This is a genomic window from Sulfurimonas sp. HSL-1656, from assembly GCF_039645585.1.
Classification (GTDB): Bacteria; Campylobacterota; Campylobacteria; order Campylobacterales; family Sulfurimonadaceae; genus Thiomicrolovo; species Thiomicrolovo subterrani.
On sequence record NZ_CP147915.1, the window covers coordinates 1796749 to 1815654 of the forward strand.

18 protein-coding genes are annotated in these 18906 nt (G+C 60.7%); 4 read left to right on the forward strand and 14 right to left on the reverse strand.

Annotation, left to right across the window (positions count from 1 at the left end; genetic code table 11):
* Positions 1–4: 4 nt before the first annotated feature.
* The 6 genes from WCX49_RS09385 to WCX49_RS09410 all read right to left on the reverse strand — a co-directional run bounded on the left by WCX49_RS09385 (position 5) and on the right by WCX49_RS09410 (position 8293).
* Positions 5–1132, reverse strand: a complete 1128-nt coding sequence (locus WCX49_RS09385; protein WP_345984833.1) for an ABC transporter permease — start codon at positions 1130–1132, stop codon at positions 5–7.
* A complete protein-coding gene (gene rbbA / locus WCX49_RS09390; protein WP_345984834.1) occupies positions 1133–3847 on the reverse strand; it encodes a ribosome-associated ATPase/putative transporter RbbA in 2715 nt (904 codons plus the stop codon).
* Complete coding sequence (locus tag WCX49_RS09395) at positions 3844–4845, reverse strand: efflux RND transporter periplasmic adaptor subunit (protein WP_345984835.1); 1002 nt, start codon at positions 4843–4845, stop codon at positions 3844–3846. Before WCX49_RS09395 ends, rbbA begins: the two co-directional genes overlap by 4 nt.
* Positions 4838–7195 carry a TolC family protein gene (locus tag WCX49_RS09400; RefSeq protein ID WP_345984836.1) on the reverse strand — a complete coding sequence of 786 codons (2358 nt, stop codon included), beginning with the start codon at positions 7193–7195 and terminating at the stop codon, positions 4838–4840. The genes WCX49_RS09395 and WCX49_RS09400 overlap by 8 nt, the downstream gene beginning before the upstream one ends.
* On the reverse strand, positions 7179–7808 hold the full coding sequence (locus WCX49_RS09405; protein ID WP_345984837.1) for a TetR/AcrR family transcriptional regulator: 630 nt from the start codon (positions 7806–7808) through the stop codon (positions 7179–7181). The genes WCX49_RS09400 and WCX49_RS09405 overlap by 17 nt, the downstream gene beginning before the upstream one ends.
* 113 nt (positions 7809–7921) lie before the next feature.
* Entirely contained in the window at positions 7922–8293 is a 372-nt protein-coding gene (locus WCX49_RS09410) for an HIT family protein (protein WP_345984838.1), read from the reverse strand.
* A gap of 216 nt (positions 8294–8509) precedes the next feature.
* Between WCX49_RS09410 and WCX49_RS09415 the strand changes: the two genes are divergently transcribed.
* Complete coding sequence (locus WCX49_RS09415; protein WP_345984839.1) at positions 8510–8959, forward strand: hypothetical protein; 450 nt, start codon at positions 8510–8512, stop codon at positions 8957–8959.
* 60 nt (positions 8960–9019) lie between these two features.
* Positions 9020–10318: an APC family permease gene (locus WCX49_RS09420; RefSeq protein WP_345984840.1), complete on the forward strand. Its 1299-nt coding sequence runs from the start codon at positions 9020–9022 to the stop codon at positions 10316–10318.
* 1 nt (position 10319) lies between these two features.
* On the opposite strand, the gene WCX49_RS09425 is transcribed toward WCX49_RS09420, so the two are convergent.
* The 8 genes from WCX49_RS09425 to WCX49_RS09460 are packed head-to-tail and all read right to left on the reverse strand — an operon-like array spanning position 10320 to position 16232.
* Positions 10320–11195, reverse strand: a complete 876-nt coding sequence (locus tag WCX49_RS09425; RefSeq protein ID WP_345984841.1) for an ATP-binding cassette domain-containing protein — start codon at positions 11193–11195, stop codon at positions 10320–10322.
* Complete coding sequence (modB, locus tag WCX49_RS09430) at positions 11195–11878, reverse strand: molybdate ABC transporter permease subunit (RefSeq protein WP_345984842.1); 684 nt, start codon at positions 11876–11878, stop codon at positions 11195–11197. Before modB ends, WCX49_RS09425 begins: the two co-directional genes overlap by 1 nt.
* Positions 11865–12719, reverse strand: coding sequence for a ModD protein (gene modD / locus WCX49_RS09435; protein ID WP_345984843.1), 855 nt, complete (start codon positions 12717–12719; stop codon positions 11865–11867). The genes modB and modD overlap by 14 nt, the downstream gene beginning before the upstream one ends.
* Positions 12716–13126: a TOBE domain-containing protein gene (locus WCX49_RS09440; protein ID WP_345984844.1), complete on the reverse strand. Its 411-nt coding sequence runs from the start codon at positions 13124–13126 to the stop codon at positions 12716–12718. Before WCX49_RS09440 ends, modD begins: the two co-directional genes overlap by 4 nt.
* On the reverse strand, positions 13123–13866 hold the full coding sequence (modA, locus tag WCX49_RS09445; protein WP_345984845.1) for a molybdate ABC transporter substrate-binding protein: 744 nt from the start codon (positions 13864–13866) through the stop codon (positions 13123–13125). The genes WCX49_RS09440 and modA overlap by 4 nt, the downstream gene beginning before the upstream one ends.
* Positions 13867–13880: 14 nt before the next feature.
* Complete coding sequence (locus tag WCX49_RS09450) at positions 13881–14300, reverse strand: TOBE domain-containing protein (protein ID WP_345984846.1); 420 nt, start codon at positions 14298–14300, stop codon at positions 13881–13883.
* Between the two features lie 16 nt (positions 14301–14316).
* The gene (locus tag WCX49_RS09455; RefSeq protein WP_345984847.1) at positions 14317–14745 is read right to left on the reverse strand and encodes a TOBE domain-containing protein; all 429 of its coding nucleotides are present in this window, start codon (positions 14743–14745) and stop codon (positions 14317–14319) included.
* A gap of 11 nt (positions 14746–14756) precedes the next feature.
* Entirely contained in the window at positions 14757–16232 is a 1476-nt protein-coding gene (locus WCX49_RS09460) for a hypothetical protein (protein ID WP_345984848.1), read from the reverse strand.
* Between the two features lie 274 nt (positions 16233–16506).
* Between WCX49_RS09460 and WCX49_RS09465 the strand changes: the two genes are divergently transcribed.
* Together WCX49_RS09465 and WCX49_RS09470 are read left to right on the forward strand one after the other, a co-directional pair.
* Complete coding sequence (locus tag WCX49_RS09465; protein WP_345984849.1) at positions 16507–17847, forward strand: MATE family efflux transporter; 1341 nt, start codon at positions 16507–16509, stop codon at positions 17845–17847.
* Between the two features lie 185 nt (positions 17848–18032).
* Entirely contained in the window at positions 18033–18905 is an 873-nt protein-coding gene (locus tag WCX49_RS09470; protein WP_345984850.1) for a hypothetical protein, read from the forward strand.
* Position 18906 lies beyond the last annotated feature (1 nt).

The following is an 18906-nucleotide window of genomic DNA, read 5'->3' on the forward strand; positions in this document are numbered from 1 at the left end:
ACCCTCATGAAGCAGTGGCCAGGCTACGGCGGAAGAAAAAGAGCCCCAGCAGGAAAAAGACGACGCCGATCCCGCTGATGGCCAGCAACTCCGGCCAGACGATATCGATGCCCGCGCCGCGGTAAAGCACCGCCTGCGCCATGCTGACGAAGTGGCTCGTCGGCATCAGCAGCATGACGTTCTGCAGCCCCTGCGGCATGCTTTCAAAAGGGGTCACCCCGCCCGAAAGGATCTGCAGCGGCAGGATCGTAAGGATGATGATCAACCCCAGCTGCGGCATCGTCCGGGCAACGGTTCCCATAAAGATCCCCATCGACGTCGTCGAGAACAGCATCAGCAGCGATCCGAACAAAAAGAGCGTCAGCGACCCTTCCACGGGAACGGAGAGGATGCGCTGCACGACGATCTCGATCGAGAACGTAACACCGGCAAGCACGACAAGGCCCATCGACCACACCTTCGAGAGCATGATTTCCACCGCATTCAGCGGCATGACCATCAGGTGTTCCAGCGTGCCGTGTTCGCGCTCGCGGATCAGCGCCGCCCCTGCGAGCATGATGGAGAGCAGCGATATCTGCCCGATCACCTCCATGATGCTGCCGAAGCGGATGCTGTCGAGCGTGGGGTTGTACTTCATGCGCGTGACGACTTCGACCGGCAGCGGTGCCGATCTCCTTTGACCGTAGAGGAACTCCCGGACTTCGTCGTTGACCATCTGCTGGATATAGCCCGCCCCGATACCGGCCTGGGACATCCGCGTCGCGTCGATGTTGACCTGCAGCGTCGGATGCCTCCCCTGGAGCAGCTCCTTCTCGAACGAGGGCGGTACCGTGATGATGAAGGTGTACAGCCCCTCTTCCATCCCCGCGTCGGCGGCCTTGGCGCTGATCAGGTCCGGCGGAAGAAACCGGGGCAGGTAGAAGGCGTCCATGATCCGCATGGAGAGGGCCGAACGGTCTTCGTCGACGAAGGCCACGGGGACCTTGACCAGCTCCGTCGAGGTGGAGGTCGCCTTGACGTAGATGGCGAAGGTAAAGGAGTAGATGATCAGAAAGAGCATCATCTTGTCCCGCAGCAGGCTGCGAAGCTCCTTGATCCCCAGAAGGTAGATGTTCACCAGGTGCTTTTTCATCTATTGCTCCTGTTTCTTTAACGCCGCGATACTCAGCAGCGTGATGATGATGACCGCCGCCGTCAGGGCCGCGAAGTCCCGGGAGAGATCACTGAAGGTGAGCGCCTTGCTGAAGACGCCGCGGCTGATGTTGATGAAGTAGGTTGCCGGGTAGAGCTCGCCGATAATACGCCCCGCCCCTTCAAGGGAGCTGACCGGTTCGCTGAGCCCCGAGAAACTGATGGTCGGCAGCAGCGTCAAAATGGCCGTTGCCGCCAAAGCGGCGATCTGGGTCCGGGTAAACGCGGACATGAGCAGCCCGAGGCCCGTCGTGATCGTCACGAAAAGCAGCGCCCCCAGGCTCAGCGTCATCATACTCCCTTTGAGCGGGACCCCGAACAGCCATACGGCGATCATGACCAGGCCGAAAAAACCGACCATGCTGACAACGATGTAGGGAAGCTGCTTGCCCAGCAGGAACTCCAGGCGCGTGACCGGGGTGGCGTAGAAGTTGGTGATGGAACCCAGCTCCTTCTCCCGCACGACGCTCAGCGCCATCAGGATCGACGGGATGAAGACCAGCAGGATCGGGATGATCGCGGGCACCATCGCGAAGATACTTTTGAAGTCCTGGTTGTAGCGGTAGCGCATCTCGATGTCGACAGGTGAGAGCGCGGGAACATAGCCCAGCGTCCGGCGTGTCAGCTCCGTAAGGTAGTCGTAGTGCATCCCGCGGATGTAGCCCAGGATCGTTTCGGCGCGGAACGGCATCGCCCCGTCGATCCAGACCCCGATCTGCGTCTGCTGCCCCCGCGTCACATCCCTGCCGAAGCCCGGCGGGATCTCGAGGGCGACGGCGACCTCCCCGCTGCGCATGCGCCGGTCCAGGTCCGCCTGCGACTGCAGCGGCGGCTGCTCCAGGAAATAGCGCGACCCCGCCAGGCTCTGGACGTAGTCGCGGCTCTGGGGGCTATGGTCCCGGTCGAGTACGGCAAAGTGGAGGTCCTCGACGTCCATCGTGATCCCGAACCCCAGGGTAAGCATCAGCAGCACGGTCCCGAACACGGCGAAAGTGAGCCGGACCGGGTCGCGCAGCAGCTCGAGCGTTTCGCGGTAACTGTAACCGAAAAGGCGCAGCGGGCTGAAGAAACGGTTCGGCGTCCTGGCACGGTGCGACGCCGGCTCCGCGGCGCTCTGCCCCTTCTCCTCCCCCCCGATCGCCTCCTCGAGGTAATCGATAAAGGCCTCTTCGAGCCCCGTCTTCCCCCGCGCGCGGATAAGCGATTCCGGTGTATCGCTGGCCAGGACCCTGCCCTGGTGCATCAAGGAGATGCGGTCGCAGCGTTCGCCCTCGTTCATGAAGTGGGTGGAGATGAAGATCGTAACGCCGTCGTGACGGGCAAGGTCGATCAACAGCTCCCAGAAGCTGTCGCGCGACACGGGGTCGACGCCCGAGGTCGGTTCGTCGAGGATGAGCATCTGCGGCCGGTGCACGACGGCGACGGCCAGGGAGAGGCGCTGCCTGATGCCCAGCGGCATCCCGTCGGGGTAGCTGTGCTCGTACGCTTCGAGCTTGAAGCGTTCGATCATCTCGTCGACCCTTGTCTCGACCTCCTGCGCGGGAAGGTGAAAGAGTTTGGCGTGCAGCACGAGGTTCTGCCGGACCGTCAGTTCCGCGTAGAGCGAGAAAGACTGGGTCATGTAGCCGACTTTGTTCCGCGTCGCGAGATCGTGGCTTTCACTCCGGACGCCGAAAAGCCACGCCTCCCCCTCGCTGGGGTGCAGCAGTCCGGTCAGCATCTTCATCGTCGTCGTCTTTCCGCAGCCGTTGGAACCGAGAAACCCGAAGATCTCGCCGCGTTTGATCCGGAAACTGACACGGTCCACCGCCGTAAAATCGCCGAATCGCATCGTCAGCCCCTCTGCGGCGATGGCATCTTCCGCCTCCGCAAAGTTGCCCGGGGGGACGACGAGGATTTCATGCCCCCGGCGTTTACGCTCGGGCAGCAGGCGGATAAAGGCTTCATCAAGCGTCTCCGTACCGGTCTGCTTCCGCAAGGCATCGGGGGTCCCCGTTGCCAGCACCTGCCCTTCGTCCATCGCCACCAGCCAGTCGAAGCGTTCCGCCTCCTCCATATAGGCCGTGGCGATGATCACGCTCATCCCCTCCCAGTGGGAGCGGATGCGTTCGATCAGCTCCCAGAACTGCCGTCGCGACAGCGGGTCGACCCCCGTCGTCGGTTCGTCGAGGATCAGCAGGTCCGGATCGTGGATCAGGGCGCAGCAGAGCCCCAATTTCTGCTTCATCCCGCCCGAAAGCTTCCCGGCCGGGCGTTCTTTGAAGGGGGCAAGCCCGGTGCTCTCGAGCAGCTCAGCGATCCGCGCTTCACGCTCCGCCCGACCCTGGGCGAACAGGCGGCCGAAGAACTCGACGTTTTCATACACCGACAGGGACATATAGAGGTTCTTGCCCAGCCCCTGCGGCATGTAGGCAATGCGCGGGCAGACCGATGCGCGGTAGCGTGCATCGGCCATGTCACCCCCGAAAACCTCCACGCGCCCCGCTTCGATGCGCCGGACCCCGGAGATCAGTCCCAGCAGCGTCGATTTCCCCACGCCGTCGGGGCCGATAAAGCCGACCATCTTGCCTGCCGGAATCTCCAGGTTGACGCTATCAAGCGCCTGTGTCTTGCCGTAGCGGTGAGAGATTTCTGCAAGGGTGACCACACTGTTCATGGCGTCGGATCATCCCCCGGCAGGCGGTTCAGCCGCTCAGGCCACGGCGTCTGCGTGTCCGTACGCACATAGGCACTCCCCGGCAGTCCGATCTTGACCCGGTCAAGGTAGCGGCGCAGCAGGGCTTCGTCGACTTTCACCTTGATCCGGAACATCAGCTTTTCGCGCTCGCTCTGCGTTTCGATCTCTTTGGGGGTGAACTGCGCCTGCGGGGAGACGAAGGTCACCGTGGCCGGGATCGCGACATCCGGACGCGCATCCAGGACAATCCGCGCTTCGCTGCCGATGTCGATGCGCCCCGCCTGCGCCGTCGGCAGGAAAATCGTCATATAGACGTCGGTCAGGTCCAGCAGCGTCAACACCTTTCCGCCGCCGCCGATGATCTCACCGGGTTCGCGGAGCCGGTAGAGGACGCGTCCGTCGATGGGCGCATAGAGCCGGCTCTCGTCAAGGTTCGCCTTGATCGAATCCGCCTGCGCCCGCGCCGCATCGATGGCGGCATCAGCGCTGACGACCTGTGCACGCGCCGCCTCCAGGGCGGCTTCGGTAACATTCAGGGCCGACTCGTGCTGCTGAAGCTGTACCAGCGGGATGTTCTTGTTGACATAGAGATTCTTGGAGCGTTCAAGGTTTTTGCGCGCAAGGGTCCGTTCGCTCTCGCGCTGCTTGACCACGGAAAGCGCGAGTTTGCGCTGCTGCTCCGCCTGGCGCACCTGCGCCAGCGCCTGGGCGTAACGGGCATCAAGCTCGGCCGTGTCCATCGCCGCCAGCAGCTCCCCTTTTTTGACCATGTCCCCCTCGTGCACGGTGATCTCGGCGAGCCTTCCGGGCAGTTTCGTTTCAATGTCGACCATCGTCGCCTCGATGCGCCCGTTCCCCATCGCGATCGTCTCCGGCAGGGAAGGCCCTTCCAGCCGGAGCAGTGTAAAGTAAAGTGCGCCGGCCGTGACGGCCAGCAGCAGGACAATGCCCGCACGTTTGAAAAATGGGTTATTCATAGCTTTCCTTTTTGACCGAATACGCTTCCGGGGTTTCCAGCGCATGCCGCAGCCGGGCGATAAAATCCCTGCGCGCCTCCGCGTTCATGAAAAAATCGAAACGCCCGCCGTCATACTGCAGCTGCATCAGATCGACGAGGAAACGGTACCGGGTGTTCACGGCACCGAAATCGGCGGAGAGTGCCGCGTTCTGCGCGACAAGCAGGTCCGCCAGTGTCCGGTTCCCCAGGGCGTAATTCTCCCGCACGAGCCTATAGCTTTTGCGCGCGCTCCCGGCCGCCGACCGGGCCAGTGCAATCGCCGGGTACCCGGCACGCAGCGTATGCAGGTCCCCCCGGATCCGCTGCTCCAGTGCCGACAGCCGCTCGAGACGGTCCGCCTCCAGCCGTCTGACCCCCAAGCTTGAACGTGCGGCACGGGCACTGCGCCCCCCGCCCTCGAACAGCGGGAGGGAGAGCGACACCCCCGCCATCCAGTTGGTTTCGTCCTCTAGGCTGAACGCTGCACCCGGCGTCCGGGTCTCGTCGAAGACATGGGTCACTTCGCCGTACAGCGCGATATCCGGGGACCAGTAGGCCCGCCGGTCGGAGCGGTACTGCCGGCGCTGCGCCGAAAGCTGCGCTTCGACCGCATCCAGGTCCGGCGAAACCTTCTGTGCCTCGGCGACATAAAATGCGTTGAGCCGTTCGAACGATACGGCGTTGCTGATGCGTCCGAGCAGGCCGCTATCGCTGATCACGAGGGCGGGATCCTCAAGGGTCACTTCCGTCAATGCGTACCTGTCGGTGATAGGCCGGTGCAGAATCCGGTTGAGCTGTTCATACGCCCTGGCGACATCGGCCTCGGCCCGCAGCCGCGCCTGTGTCGCCACCGCGATCTCGCTCTCCCACTGGTAGACGTCGGAGAGGTCCGTCATCCCCGCATCGACACGCTGCCTTGCCATCGCAAGGTTGGCCTGCATCAGCCGCTCGTTCTCCCGGCGAATGTCTAAAAGTGTTGTGGCCACGTGCGTCTGCAAAAACGCCGTGGTCGCCTGTCGGACCACCTCGAGTTCCAGCCCGCGCTGCTGCGCCCTGCGCCCTTCCTGCAGCGATTGTTGCACCGCCAGCCTGGCCAGCGCCCTCTCCGAGAAGAGGATCTGCTGCAGCTTCAGCGCACCGTCCGTACTCTTCTCCGCGTAGAAGCCCCCTTCGACGTAGACGTTGTCGCCGTTACGCTGGGTATAGAGCAGCTCGGCACTCAATTGGGGCAGCAGGACCGAACGTACCTCGTCGATGCTCTCTTCGCCTTCCCGGACCCCCAGTTTGCCGGCGATCACATTGAGGTTCTGCTTCAGCGCCGTTTCCGCCACACCGACCAGGTCCATCGTTTGACCGTCATCGGCCGACTCGTGCAGCAGGCGCGCCTGCGCCAGGACACGGAACGGCGGCGAGATCTGCAGGGCGCGGGCGACCGCCATATCGATGCGCAGCATGCTCTGCGCTTCAAAAGCGACGCGCTGGCGCTCCGCCGCTTCTCCGCCGGCGATCGCCACGATGTTCAGGGCGGTGCGCCGCAGACGCCGCAGACGCTCATCGGCGACAAAGAGATCGGCCAGCACGCCTGAGCCCACCCCGGGTTCGAAACCGAGCGGGAACATGGGAAGCTTCTCCCGGCGGAGGTTTTCCATCAGCGCCGTGCGTGCTGCCGCAGCGAGCCCCGACATCTCTGCCAGCAGCACCGCCCCGCTCCCTTCGGCGAGACTGTAGCTCCCGTCGGCGGCCACCGGCAGCACCGCGAGCCTGACCCCCTGCGCTTTTGCGCGCTCCGCGGCACGCGCCGCCATTTCCGGGAAGAGCGCAAGGACGCGCGCATCGACCAGCAGCGATGCCTGCTCGAACGGTACGATTTCGCGGTAGCGCTCCAGTGCCGCACCGAATGTGCTATGGCCCAGGACAAAGTTGACGTTGCGGATACCGCTCCCGTCCCCTTCCGGTGCGATCCCCCGCAGGCCGGCACCTCCCGCAAAGGGGATCACCGTCGGCTTTTGCATGGCGCCCTTTGAGAGGGCGACCTCCCCCGCCAGCGTACCGAGGAGAACGATCATGTCGACCTTCTTATCCTTTTGCAGGCGTTCGATCGCGGCAGCGGTACGGACAGTGTCACCCCCGCCTTCCACCTGCATTGTCTCCGGGAAAAGGAGTTCTGACGGGTGAGGGGCGAGCTGTTTCACTTCCGTCACCAGTGCCGCCCGGTCCTGGGCGAATCCCTCATCGTAACGGTCCGCGACGATGCCCACATTGAAACCGAACGCCCATGCGGGGAACAGGAGCAGCGCCGCCGCGCCCCAACGCCTACATCCTGTTTTCATCTGATCCCCCTTTTGCTTCCGCGTCTTTACCCTGCGCATACGGATAACACCCTTTCGTCTGGCAGATGAAGGTCTCGCACAACTGCTCGGCGAGGGCCAGCGGATTTCCGCCTGCCACTACCCAGTACTGCATGTAGCCGTGCAGCTGACCGCTGAAGATATACACGAGCAGGTCGGTCTGCTCCTTCTCCAGGCCGGGATTGATCTTTGCAAAACATGCCGTCAGGAAACTGTGGATTTTTTTGGCGCTCTGCGAGAACTCGTTGCTGAGGGCGTTGAAAAAGAGCGGATTGTTGCGCACCCCCTCTTCCAAAACAATCCGGCCCTGCTCCAGCGTGCCGAAAATGAAGCCGGCATACTGTTTTAACTGCAAGACGGGGTCTTCATCGGCAATACCGTCAATGGCTTCAAGGAGTGCTGCGATCTTCGATTCGATGTAGGCGAGGTAGATCCCCTCTTTTGAGCCGAATATCGCATAGACGGTACTGATGGAAACGGATCCGGCTCTGGCCAGTTCCGCCACTTTCAACTGCTGATACCCCTTCTGCTCCAGCATCGTCGACGCCAATGCCAAGAGCCTGGCTTTTTTTGCATCCATTACACTCTTTTTCATGCCGCACGCCTTTAGTGTGTTGACTGCGTACAGTATAGGAGCTATTTTCTTAAGAGTAATTTAATTACTGTAAATTCGCAGAGGGTGTTTCGGCTGCAAAAGTGTGCGGCCGGTCAGTACTTCCGTTTGTGGGGGATCACGCCGCGTACACCGCCCCGGGGGTCAGACAGGTCCCCTTGGCGGCGCGGGATCAGGTGCATATGGACGTGAAAGATCGTTTGGCCGGCATCGGCGCCGACGTTGATACCGATGTTGAAGCCGCTGATCGTCCCGTCCAATGCCTTCAAACGTACTTGTTGCCGCTGCAGCAATGCGTGCATCGCCGCGACTTCTTCCTGCGTCAGTTCAAAATAGTCCGCGACGTGGCGCCGGGGGATAATGAGCGTATGGTGCGCCGTCACCGGGTATTTGTCGTAAAAGGCGATGGCGAGCGCGTTGCTGTCGATCACGCTCGTTTCGGGGAGATGGCAAAAAATACAGTACATAGCCGTAGGATGGCAGAAGATGGATTAAAATGGGTTTCGTTTCCTTGCAGCAGACAGCAGGAGAGTGCTTCTTTTTCATTTTGCAGAACACATTACATTTTATGCATCGTTTTCTCTTATTTGGCAAAGATTTTGCTAAACATAAGAAAACACCTGTAACAATGGGAAATACCGATTTTTATCAGGCGGCACGTTTCGCGCCAAAGGAGTGTTTACATGAAGTACCTCATTATCCTCTCTCTGCTCGCCGCTTCCCTGTTGGCCGAGATCGATGTCAGACAGAATATCAAAGCCCTCTATATCGGGGTTCCCCTGACAAAAGGCCAGATGGATTACATTCTCGACAACCAGTCCCGTATCGTCGCGCTCATGAAGGCGCAGGCCATCCAGACCGTAGGCGCCCAGCAGATCCACGACAGCAACGTCGTGGAATTCATGCTGCGCAGTGACGGCACGGCCGACAGTTACAGAGTCCTTGACCACGCCAGCCGTCGCAACATCGACCGGCTCAGTGAACTGATCGTCATGGAGGGGTACAAGCAGATGCCCGTTCCCCCTACTGACACCCCCGTCCGTCTTATTATCCGGTACCGTACCGGCAATATGGAGAGCGCCGTCGACCTTACGCCGGAGCCAGAACCGCAGCCGAAAAAACGCGTGCGCTAACGCCAGCAACGGCTGCCTTTCTTTCACGGCAGGCCGTCAACCCCATTTCAAATGAACAATATGATGCCGAATACGACGAAGACAATCGGACTGGCCGGCGCGATCGCGATCGGCATCGGCGGGATGGTCGGCGGAGGAATCTTTGCCGTTCTCGGTGAAGCCGTCTCCCTGTCGCACGGTGCCACACCGCTCGCTTTTCTCTTCGGCGGGGTCATCGCCCTGATGACCGCCTTCTCCTACGCCCGGCTTGCCGTCGCTTTTCCCGGACCCGGCGGGACGGTCATCTACATCGACAGCGCCTTTGGGAACAACCTGGCGTCAGGGAGCGTCAACCTGATGCTCTGGCTGAGCTACCTGGTGACGATCGCGCTCTATGCCGTCGCGTTCGGCGCCTACGCCCATACTTTTTTTCCGCTCGAATCGGCCCTGCTCCATCATATCCTGATCTCCCTGGCCATCGTCCTTCCGACCCTGATCAACCTCGTCAGCAGCGCGTTCGTCAGCCGCTCGGAGACCTTTATCGTCGGGATGAAACTGCTGCTGCTTGCACTCATCATCCTTGCCAGTATCCCCGATATTGACGCCGCGCCGCTTTCCCCTTCGCACTGGGGAGCCTTTCCGACCATCATCGCCGCGGGCATGATCATCTTCGTAGCCTATGAAGGGTTCGAACTGATCGCCAATGCCTCTGCCGACATTAAAACGCCCGAACGCACGCTTCCCCGCGCCTTGATAGGGAGCGTCCTCATCGTCATCGTACTCTATATCCTCATCGGGGTCGTCACGGTCAGTAGCGTTCCCGAAACCGCCCTGGAAAAAGCCAAGGATTACGCCCTGGCCGTTGCGGCGGAACCCGCACTGGGACACACCGGCTTCATTCTGGTCGCCGTCGCCGCGCTGCTGGCAACGTTTTCGGCCATCAATGCCACCATCTACGGGAATGCACGCCTGGGGTATACCCTCGCCAAAGAGGGGCGCCTGCCCGAGGCCTTTGATAAAGAGCGGCGGAATGAACCCTTTGTCGGTGTCCTCGCCACGATGGCCCTGGGGATCGTCATCGCCAATACGATCAACCTGACCGAGATCGCCATCATCGGCAGCGCCGGTTTTCTCCTCATCTTCGCCCTCGTCAATGCCGCGGCGCTGAAACTGGCCCGGGCCATCGGCAGTCAGCCCCTGCTGCACCTGCTCGCCCTGCTGCTGAGTGCGGGGGCGCTGCTCGTGCTCCTCTACCACACCTGGGAAGAAAACAGCGCTGCCGTCATGATCTTCGCCGGCTTTATCGCCATTTCCGTTCTCTTCGAGTTACTCTACGGGCGGCTCGTGCGGGGGCACTTCCTGGACCGGGCTTACCACTAAGTCAGAGCTGCCCAACGCCACTGCGTGCGGGGTGAAGGGAGGGGGCGAAAGCCTTGGTGCTGACCTGCACCGTCTGTCCCACCTCGAAGCGTGCCGCCTCCTCTTTGTCGCAGACAACTTCGACAATCTGCTGCCCGATGGCGACGACGGCGATGTAGATGACGTCGGCGCGGATAATGTCGAGCAGCTCCCCTTCCAGGATGAACTTCTGGCTGCCGCTGGTACGCAGCAGGACTTCGCTTGGGGTACCGTCGTGGACGATGCGTCCGTGCTCAAGCACGACGACCCGTTCGGCCAGGCGGTAGATCTCGCTGGGGTCGTGGCTGACCATCACTGTCGTCGTGCCGAACGCCTTGTGCAGGGTAAGGATGTCATGCTGCAGCTTCAGGCGCATCGCCGGGTCGAGCGCGGAGAGCGGTTCGTCCATCAGCAGCAGTTTCGGCCGGTTCATCAGGGCGCGGCAGAGCGCGACGCGCTGCTGCTGCCCGCCGCTGAGGGTCCCCGGCAGGCGGTTTTTCAGCTCCAGCAGGCCGGTCATCTCCAGCAAGATCGCCGCATGCGCCCGGTCCTTGTTGACGTACAGCAGGTTCTGCTCCACGCTCATATTGGGGAATAGCGCATAGTCCTGGAAAACGAAGCCGATCCCCCGTTTTTGCGGCGGCAACATCCCCTTCCTGTCCAGCCAGCGCTCCCCCGAAACGGTGATCTCCCCGTCGGCACGCTCCAGCCCGGCCAGCAGCCGCAGCAGCGTCGTTTTCCCGCTGCCGCTCAACCCCGCCAGCGCCACGAAGCTCTTCTCCCGGATGGAGAGTGCGACATCCAGCGGCATCTCGCCGCCGCTGCCCTGCAGCATCTTGTGGATGTTCAGCTCAATCATCACGCCACCCCGATCCGGCGGTTCTGGCGCTGGTTGAAGAGGTAGACACCCAACAGCACCACGAAACTCAGCGCCACCATAATCGCGCTGTAGATATGCGCCGTCGTATAATCCATCACCTCGACCATTTCATAGATGGCGACCGAAGCGACTTTCGTCTCGCCGGGGATGGAGCCCCCGACCATCAGGACGACCCCAAATTCGCCGACGGTATGCGCAAAGGTGACAATAAGCGCCGTCATCAGGGCCGGTTTGATGTTGGGCAGCGCCACACGTAGCAGGGTCTCCGCTCTTCCCTTCCCGCTGATGTAGGAGGCCTCCAGCATGTTCTTGTTCAGCGCTTCAAAGCCGCTTTGCAGCGGCTGCACCATAAAGGGGAAAGAGTAGAAGACGCTGGCGATGACAAGCCCCGTAAAATTGAACACGAGTTTGATGCCGAAGGTCTGCTCGAAAAAGGCCCCAACCGGCGAGTTGTACGAGAGCGCGTAGAGAATGTAAAACCCGAGCACCGACGGCGGCAGGACGATCGGCAGGGAGGTGACCGCCTCGACAAAGGGCTTGCAGCGGCACACCGTCTGCGACAGCCACCATGAGACCGGAAGTGCGACGATAAACAGTATCAGCGTCGTCAGTGCCGCCAGTTTGAACGACAGCAGGAAAGGGCCGAAATCAATTGCTTCCATCAGTCTCCCACCGTGCCGTCAGGTCGGCCATGCCCGCCTGGTAGGGGCTGCTGGTGACGACCCCCTCTACACCCGATGCGGCGTAATCGGCCACGTTGGAGGGGTTGATCCCCCCGGCCGCCAGGATCGTCGCGGCGGGATGATGCTCGCGCTTGTATGCGACGAGCTCGCGCAGGGTATCCGGGCCGCACTTATCCATCTGGATCACGTCCGCACCGAGGGAGAGCATCCGTTTGGCATCGTCGAGCGATTCGGACTCCACCGTCAGCTTCTTCTCGACGCAGCGCTGCTTGAGCTCCCGCAGCGCGTCCTCGAACGCGGCGCTGTCTTTGTAGAGCGAGCGGTGCTGTTCGAAGACGAGGACCGTCTCCGAGAGGCCGAGCCGGTGCGGCATCGCGCCGCCGCACATCAGGGCCCGGACGGCAAAGCGTTTGGCGAAGGGGAAACTTTTGCGGGTCACGAGCAGTTCGCAGTGCGGGTTGACCGCGCGCGCTTTGGTAAGCATCGTCCGCGCACGCGTCGCCATGCCGCAGGCGTATTCAAGCAGAATCTGGCAGAGCCGCCACGCGCCGTGCAGCGCCTCGTGATCGCCGTGCAGCTCCAGGAGCACGCTGCCTGGCTCGGCAACGCGCCCGGACGGAAAGGCGCTGTAGGCCTCGCAGCCCAGAAGCTCGCCGATGCGCACCGCCTCTTCGGTACAGGCCGCGACGACCTCGTCGCGCGTCAGCACCTTCAGCGTTCCTTGCTGCGGCGGCAGTGCCAGCAGATGGGTCGTCAGGTCGAAATAGGGGAGGTCCCCCCTGATGTACTCCCAGAGTTCCGGATCGGACAACCGGTTCATACGTCTCCTTCTTTAACGATCTCAAGGATGGAGAGATCGCTTGCCTTGATCAGCGCCGTGACGCTGTCGCCCTCATGCAGCGCCATCGTCTCGGCGGAATCGCGGGTAATGATGCTCTCCATCCGCGCCGGGCCGACACGGAGCGTTACGCTGCACAGCAGCGCCCCCGTCTCAACCGTTTCGATCACCGCTTCGAGGCGGTTGGAGATGGAGAGGTTTCCTTCCAGTTTCTTGGCCAGGGCGACATGGGATGCCTTGGCCCCGAGAATGACCCGCGTACCGACGGCAATGGGGCTTGTCAGCCCCAGGGCCATCATCCGCATGGGCTGGCCGTCCGCATTGAACGACACGACGGTGATATTGTCCCGGCATTCGATCCTGGTGATGTAGGCTTCGATCCGGTTCACTCGACGAGGTATCCGTAGTTGCGCAGAATCGCTTTGGCTTCGTCGCTGAGTATAAAGTCGTAGAACGCTTTGTATTCCGCGCTCTCTCCCGCATGTTTGAGCAAAACAATCCCCTGTTTGATCGGCGTGTAGAGTGCCGGATCGACACTCGTCCAGTTAACGTTTTCCTTGTATTGTGCCATTTTCGGGCTGTAAAGGGAAGATTTCGCGATGAAACCGATGTCCGCCGCCGTCAAGGCGTAGGTCACGGTCTGGGAAATCGACTCTGCATAGACGAACTTCGGCTTGACGGCATCATAGACGCCCCCTTTTTTCATCGCTTCGACCGCGGCGGCACCGTAGGGGGCCGTCTTCGGGTTGGCGATGGCGATCTTGGTCACGGATTTGTCCGCCACCAGGGCGATCCCTTTGGAGAAGTCCATCGGTTTCGCGCTGAGGTACGCCAATGCGCCCTGCGCGTAAACCAGCGGTTTCGTCGTGGCGATGCCGTCGGCATAAAGCGATGCGGGGAACTTCATGTTCGCGGCCATGAAAAGGCCGAAAGGGGCACCGTTCTTGATCTGTGCCGTCAGCTTGCCGCTGCTGCCCAACGTGACCTGGACCTTGGTATCCGGGTACTGTTTCGCGAAGACTGCTTTGAGTTCATCGATGGCGTAGCTGACGTTCGCCGCGACGGCGATGTTGATCTCGCCGGCAAAGGCGGAGAGGCTGAAGAGCAGGCTGAGAAGTGTCTTTTTCATCTTGTTTGGTTCCTTTATTTCGCGATCATAACGTCGCTGGCTTTGACGATGGCGATGACGTCACTGTTTTTGTCGATGCCCAGTTCGGCCATCGATTCGTTGGTGATGATGGCGGTGAGCAGATCACCGCTCTCCAGGCGGATGATCAGCTCCGTATTCACCGCACCCTGAATCACGGTTTCGACACGGCCCGGCAGTTTATTGCGGGCACTGATGTTCGGAATCCCCCCCGTCGCGATCAGCACGTGCGACGCTTTGAAGAAGGCACGGACGGCATCCCCTTCGGTCAGCCCGAGGCTTTCGACGCTTTCGATCGTCACGATGGCACTGAGCAGCGTCCCTTTGGGCGCGCGCAGCGCCACCTTGGCGTTGACCGCCCCTCTGTTGACGGAAAGTACCTCCGCGTCGATCTGGTTTCTGGCACTGATTTTCATTTTTTGTTCCTTCTTTTTATCGGACAGGTTTGGCGATCATCATGTCCGAGGCTTTGACGATCGCGACAACGGGCATCCCCGGCTGCAGGGCCAGGTTGGAAACGGCGTCGTCGGTCACGGTCGCGCTGATGCGGTCCCCGCCGCCGAGCCGGATCCTGACTTCCGCATTGACGACGCCGCGGTGGATGCTTTCGACGACCCCTTCGAGCCGGTTGCGGGCACTGATGGGGATGACCCACCCGGTCGCTACCAGCACGTGCGAATCCTTGAAAAAAGCGATGACCCGGTCCCCCTCCCTGACGGAGAGGGCCTCAGAGGCATTCCCGGTGATCGAAGCGAACAGATGCGTCCCCTGGACTGTTTTGAGCTCCAGCAGAGCACTGACCCCGTCCCGGCACACCGAGACGACATCGGCATCGATCTGGTTACGCGCACTGATCATCATCCTCCGCTCCTTTAGAAGAGGTAGTTGATCTCGAAACGGGCATCCAGGCTGTCGGCATCCGTTTTCTCGGTGTCGTTGTAGCCCAGGCGCAGTCGCCACTGCAGGTCGGAGAGCATCGGCAGGTTCTGGACAAAGCCGAGGTAATAGTAGTTCTCGTCATAGTACCCCTTCGACTCGTCCGCATCGGTATGGAGGATGGATGCCTGGACGAAAATGTCGGTGAAGACGCCGGTTTTGTTGGCGGCGCGCTGCAGTTCGACGCGGTAGCTCTTCGTATTCGCCATCCAGTTGTAGCGGGCCATTGAACGGGTATAGCCCGCCGTCGGGAAGCCCCGCCACGGGGTGATCAGGTCCGCTTCGTCAAAGACCTGGGTATAGCCGAAGTTGAGTTTATACTTGCCCATCTGCGCCACGAGCCGGGCGGCGAGCATCTGCGCGTCGAGGGAGTCGGCCTCGTCATAGCCGCCGGCTGCACCGCTCTGGCCTGCGAGTTTGCCGCTGTACGCCGCGCCGCCGACCTTTCCGGCACCGTTGTCAAACTGCTGGATATAGCGGACCCCCGGTGTCAGCGACACGCTGCCGAGGCTGATCTTGTAGTTCGCTTCCGCCATGAGCTCGCTGACGAGTTCCGGGACGATGTAGAAGGAGGCGTCGAGTTTCAGGTTGGGGATGGCCGTATTGTGCAGGTCCCCCGTGATCAGCGGTGCATCCGTCGGTTTGCCGGCGGCTTTGAGTGCCGTGTAAGTGAGCCCCTTGTGCATCGCGGAGTCATCGTTTTCACTCCACTCCGGATGCTCCGAACTGCTGCTGTTCGCATCCCCGTACATGAGGACCGAGTGCGCCTGCGTATGGTCGCGCAGTTTCTGTTCGGCAAGGTAGGCTATCCGCACCGCCGTTGCCGGCACCGCCGTCGTATCGATGACGATACCGTCGAAGGTGTTCGGGATCATTTTCGTGTCGTTGGATTTGGTGTAGAAGGTCTCCACCAGCTGACGGCCGACGGCGATGCGCATTTTGGGAATGCCGCTGTAGGCGATGTAGGCCTGGCCTACGACACCCATCCCCTTGTTCCCCGTATTGGCGTAATCGTAGCGGCTGAGGAGATCCTTGCCCGGTTTGATCGTGCCGATCGGGTCGTCGTTGTTGTCGAAAAAGGCCTGGGAGTAGTAAAGGCCCATCCCGAAATCGAAACCGCCGAAGGTCGCACTGTTATAGACCAGCGAACCGCCAAGGGCCGAGATAATATGATTGTCCTGCTTCGCACTCTCGTCTTCCCACTGGTAGTAGAAGGTGTTTGAACGCAGCCGGCCGTAGAAGACCCCGCCGCTGAACATTTCCGAGAAGTGCCCGGCCGTCCCCGGCACGTCGTTATGTACCAGCGTATAGTTCGCATTGAGCGCCTGCTTCGGCAGGACCGCTTCCGCGGCATACACCGATACACTCAACATCCCCGCTGCTGCGGCACTTATCCATCCGATCGTCTTCAATGAATCTCCTTATCTGGTGCGCTTGCACATTCGTTATATTTTCATAAACATAACGGTACCTGCAACGAACATTCCTTCCAATATGCTTAAAAAAGGCGGATAAGCACTCAAAAATGCGACAAAACGCGACAAAAGTGTTATATCCTAAAAAACATAACGGAATACTAGAAGAAGTTGCCTTGCCCCCTGCTTAAAAAGTGTACGCCTCCCGTAACGGTATCCTAAGACGAAGCAAGGGGCTCTATACTATAGACAAAAACCCGGACGGTAATGCATGCAGCTTGATCTCACCCGCGGCAATATCAAAACGCACATCAGGACCTTGGCCGTACCTGCCTGTATCGGCTTTTTTTTTCATACCCTTTTTAACATTACCGACACCTACTTCGCCGGGACGATCTCGACCCAGGCCCTGGCGGCACTCTCCCTCTCCTTTCCGATCTTCTTCATCATCATCTCCCTTGCCGAAGGGATGAGCGAGGCGGTGACGGCCCTCGTCGGCAATGCGCTGGGGGCGGGCGAACCGGAAACGGCCCGCCACCTCGCCGGCAATGCGCTCCTCTTCGGCGCCCTGCTCGCGCTGACGCTGACGGCCGCAGGCTTTGCCGCCGCCCCGGCACTGATGGCCTCGCTCGGGGCCCGCGACGCCTACCTAGCCGAAGCGCTGGCCTACATTAATGTCATCATCGCCGGGACGGGACTCTTCGTCTTCACCTTCTTTCTCAATGCCCTGCTCAATGCCGTCGGGGACACCGTCTCCTTCCGCAACGTGCTCATGGCCGCCGCCGTGATCAACGTCGCGCTCGACGCCTGGTTCGTGCGCGGCGGGTTCGGTGTGGCGCCGATGGGCGTCTCGGGCATCGCTCTGGCGACGGTGATCATCGAATCCATGAGCGCCGCCTACCTCTTTTACCGCCTCAAAACCAAACCCGTCTACCGCGCTAACACCCCCTTCCGTTTCGATCCGTCGGCATTGGGCGAGCTGATCCGGCAGGGGATCCCTCCCAGTGCGAACCTGGCACTGATGGCCGCGGGCATCTACATCATCACCTATTTTGCCGCGCCCTACGGTCAGGAGGTCGTCGCGGCCTACGGGGTGGGCATGCGTATCGAACAGATCATCCTGATGCCCGCCGTCGGGCTCAACGTCGCCGTGCTCGCCATCGTCGCCCAGAACAGCGGCGCCCGCCGTTTCGAACGCATCGGCGAGACGGTCGGCCGTTCCCTCTTCTACGGCGCCGTCGTCGCCCTCATCGGCGGTATCATACTCTTTACCGGTGCCGAAACGGTGATGGGTGTTTTCAGCGACATCCCTGGCGTCATTGACGAAGGGGCGCTCTACCTGCGCGTCGAAGCCTTCCTGATCTACCCCTTCGTCGTCATCTTCACCTATGTCGCCATGCTCCAGGGGGTCAAACGGCCCGCGTTCATCTTCTATATCAGCCTTGCCAGGCAGGTCGTCGCGCCGCTGATCGTGCTTTGGATACTCGCCCGTCTTGCCCCCTCGGCCCTCGCCGTCTGGCTCGGCATCGGCGGCGTCGTCATCACTGCCGCCGCCGTGACCTACTGGTACGCTCGCGGTATCCTGGCCGACCTCTCCCGCTCCCTGAACTGACGCCCTTTTACCCACCATAAGTGATGAAATATTCATCATTAAAGCATAGACTTTGCATGAAAACTCATCTACAATGCCCGGCGTACATACGATTTGACACCAGCCATTTTATTTTTCTCCTTTTCCCGCTTCCCGGCGCAGTGGTGCCGGGGAAGAGAATATGCCTATTTTACGAAGGAGTTTCCATGCAAAACCTAGTATCCATCTACGAAGAAAATGCCGACCTTATCCAGAAATTCATCCTCGCGTCCATCCAGCGGATCGGACTTGTCCATCTGACGGAAAAAAACGTCAAACACATTTTTGCCGTCTTCCCGAGCCTGGAGCTGGCCTATGAAACCGACGAAGGGTTCGCCCAGACCTCCGCCAACCACAGCCGCCACAAAAAGGATTCGTCAGCCGTCGGCGCAGACCGCAGCTATCTCATCGACGAGAGCAGACTCACCGGCGACTACTACTTTCACGAGCCCTACCTCTCCACCACGACGGGCCATCTGTGCATCACCGTCGTCTACAAGACGGCCAAGGGCGGCTACATCCTGCTCGATTTCCAGCTGCGCAACCTTCTCGAACGTTTCATGCTGATCGAGAACAACGGCGCCCTCAAGCTGACCCACCGTACCCTCTACGGCATCATCGGCGGGGGCCTGCTACTGCTGGGAATCTTTGTCGTCCTCTACGGGCTTTTCAGTTTCGGCCACTACCTCATCATCGAGGAGGAGCTCTCGCTGGAGATGTTCTTCAAACCCGTCATCGCCCTGACCCTTGGCCTGGCCGTTTATGACCTGGGCAAAACGATCGTCGACCAGGAGGTCATGCCCAAAACGCAGAAAGTCCACGAGGGGATCAAGGTGAAGACCCTGCTCAACTTTTCCGTCTCCATTCTCATCGCCCTGATGATCGAGGCGCTGCTCGTCGTGTTCAAGATCTCCATCTCCAACTACCACGACCTCCCCTACGCCGCAACACTGATCGGGGCGCTCGCCCTGCTCTTCTTTGTCTTCTCCTACTTCATCTACATCGTCAGGAAGAGCGGGAGCGCCCCGGAACTCGAATAGC

Coding starts and splice junctions, on each gene's coding strand:
- WCX49_RS09455 (WP_345984847.1), bottom strand. CDS start 14,745: ATGATGATCAGTGCGCGTAACCAGATCGATGCCGATGTCGTCTCGGTG.
- WCX49_RS09395 (WP_345984835.1), bottom strand. CDS start 4,845: ATGAATAACCCATTTTTCAAACGTGCGGGCATTGTCCTGCTGCTGGCC.
- WCX49_RS09400 (WP_345984836.1), bottom strand. CDS start 7,195: ATGAAAACAGGATGTAGGCGTTGGGGCGCGGCGGCGCTGCTCCTGTTC.
- WCX49_RS09405 (WP_345984837.1), bottom strand. CDS start 7,808: ATGAAAAAGAGTGTAATGGATGCAAAAAAAGCCAGGCTCTTGGCATTG.
- modD (WP_345984843.1), bottom strand. CDS start 12,719: ATGAACCGGTTGTCCGATCCGGAACTCTGGGAGTACATCAGGGGGGAC.
- WCX49_RS09410 (WP_345984838.1), bottom strand. CDS start 8,293: ATGTACTGTATTTTTTGCCATCTCCCCGAAACGAGCGTGATCGACAGC.
- WCX49_RS09385 (WP_345984833.1), bottom strand. CDS start 1,132: ATGAAAAAGCACCTGGTGAACATCTACCTTCTGGGGATCAAGGAGCTT.
- WCX49_RS09470 (WP_345984850.1), top strand. CDS start 18,033: ATGCAAAACCTAGTATCCATCTACGAAGAAAATGCCGACCTTATCCAG.
- WCX49_RS09450 (WP_345984846.1), bottom strand. CDS start 14,300: ATGAAAATCAGTGCCAGAAACCAGATCGACGCGGAGGTACTTTCCGTC.
- modA (WP_345984845.1), bottom strand. CDS start 13,866: ATGAAAAAGACACTTCTCAGCCTGCTCTTCAGCCTCTCCGCCTTTGCC.
- WCX49_RS09420 (WP_345984840.1), top strand. CDS start 9,020: ATGATGCCGAATACGACGAAGACAATCGGACTGGCCGGCGCGATCGCG.
- rbbA (WP_345984834.1), bottom strand. CDS start 3,847: ATGAACAGTGTGGTCACCCTTGCAGAAATCTCTCACCGCTACGGCAAG.
- WCX49_RS09425 (WP_345984841.1), bottom strand. CDS start 11,195: ATGATTGAGCTGAACATCCACAAGATGCTGCAGGGCAGCGGCGGCGAG.
- modB (WP_345984842.1), bottom strand. CDS start 11,878: ATGGAAGCAATTGATTTCGGCCCTTTCCTGCTGTCGTTCAAACTGGCG.
- WCX49_RS09465 (WP_345984849.1), top strand. CDS start 16,507: ATGCAGCTTGATCTCACCCGCGGCAATATCAAAACGCACATCAGGACC.
- WCX49_RS09415 (WP_345984839.1), top strand. CDS start 8,510: ATGAAGTACCTCATTATCCTCTCTCTGCTCGCCGCTTCCCTGTTGGCC.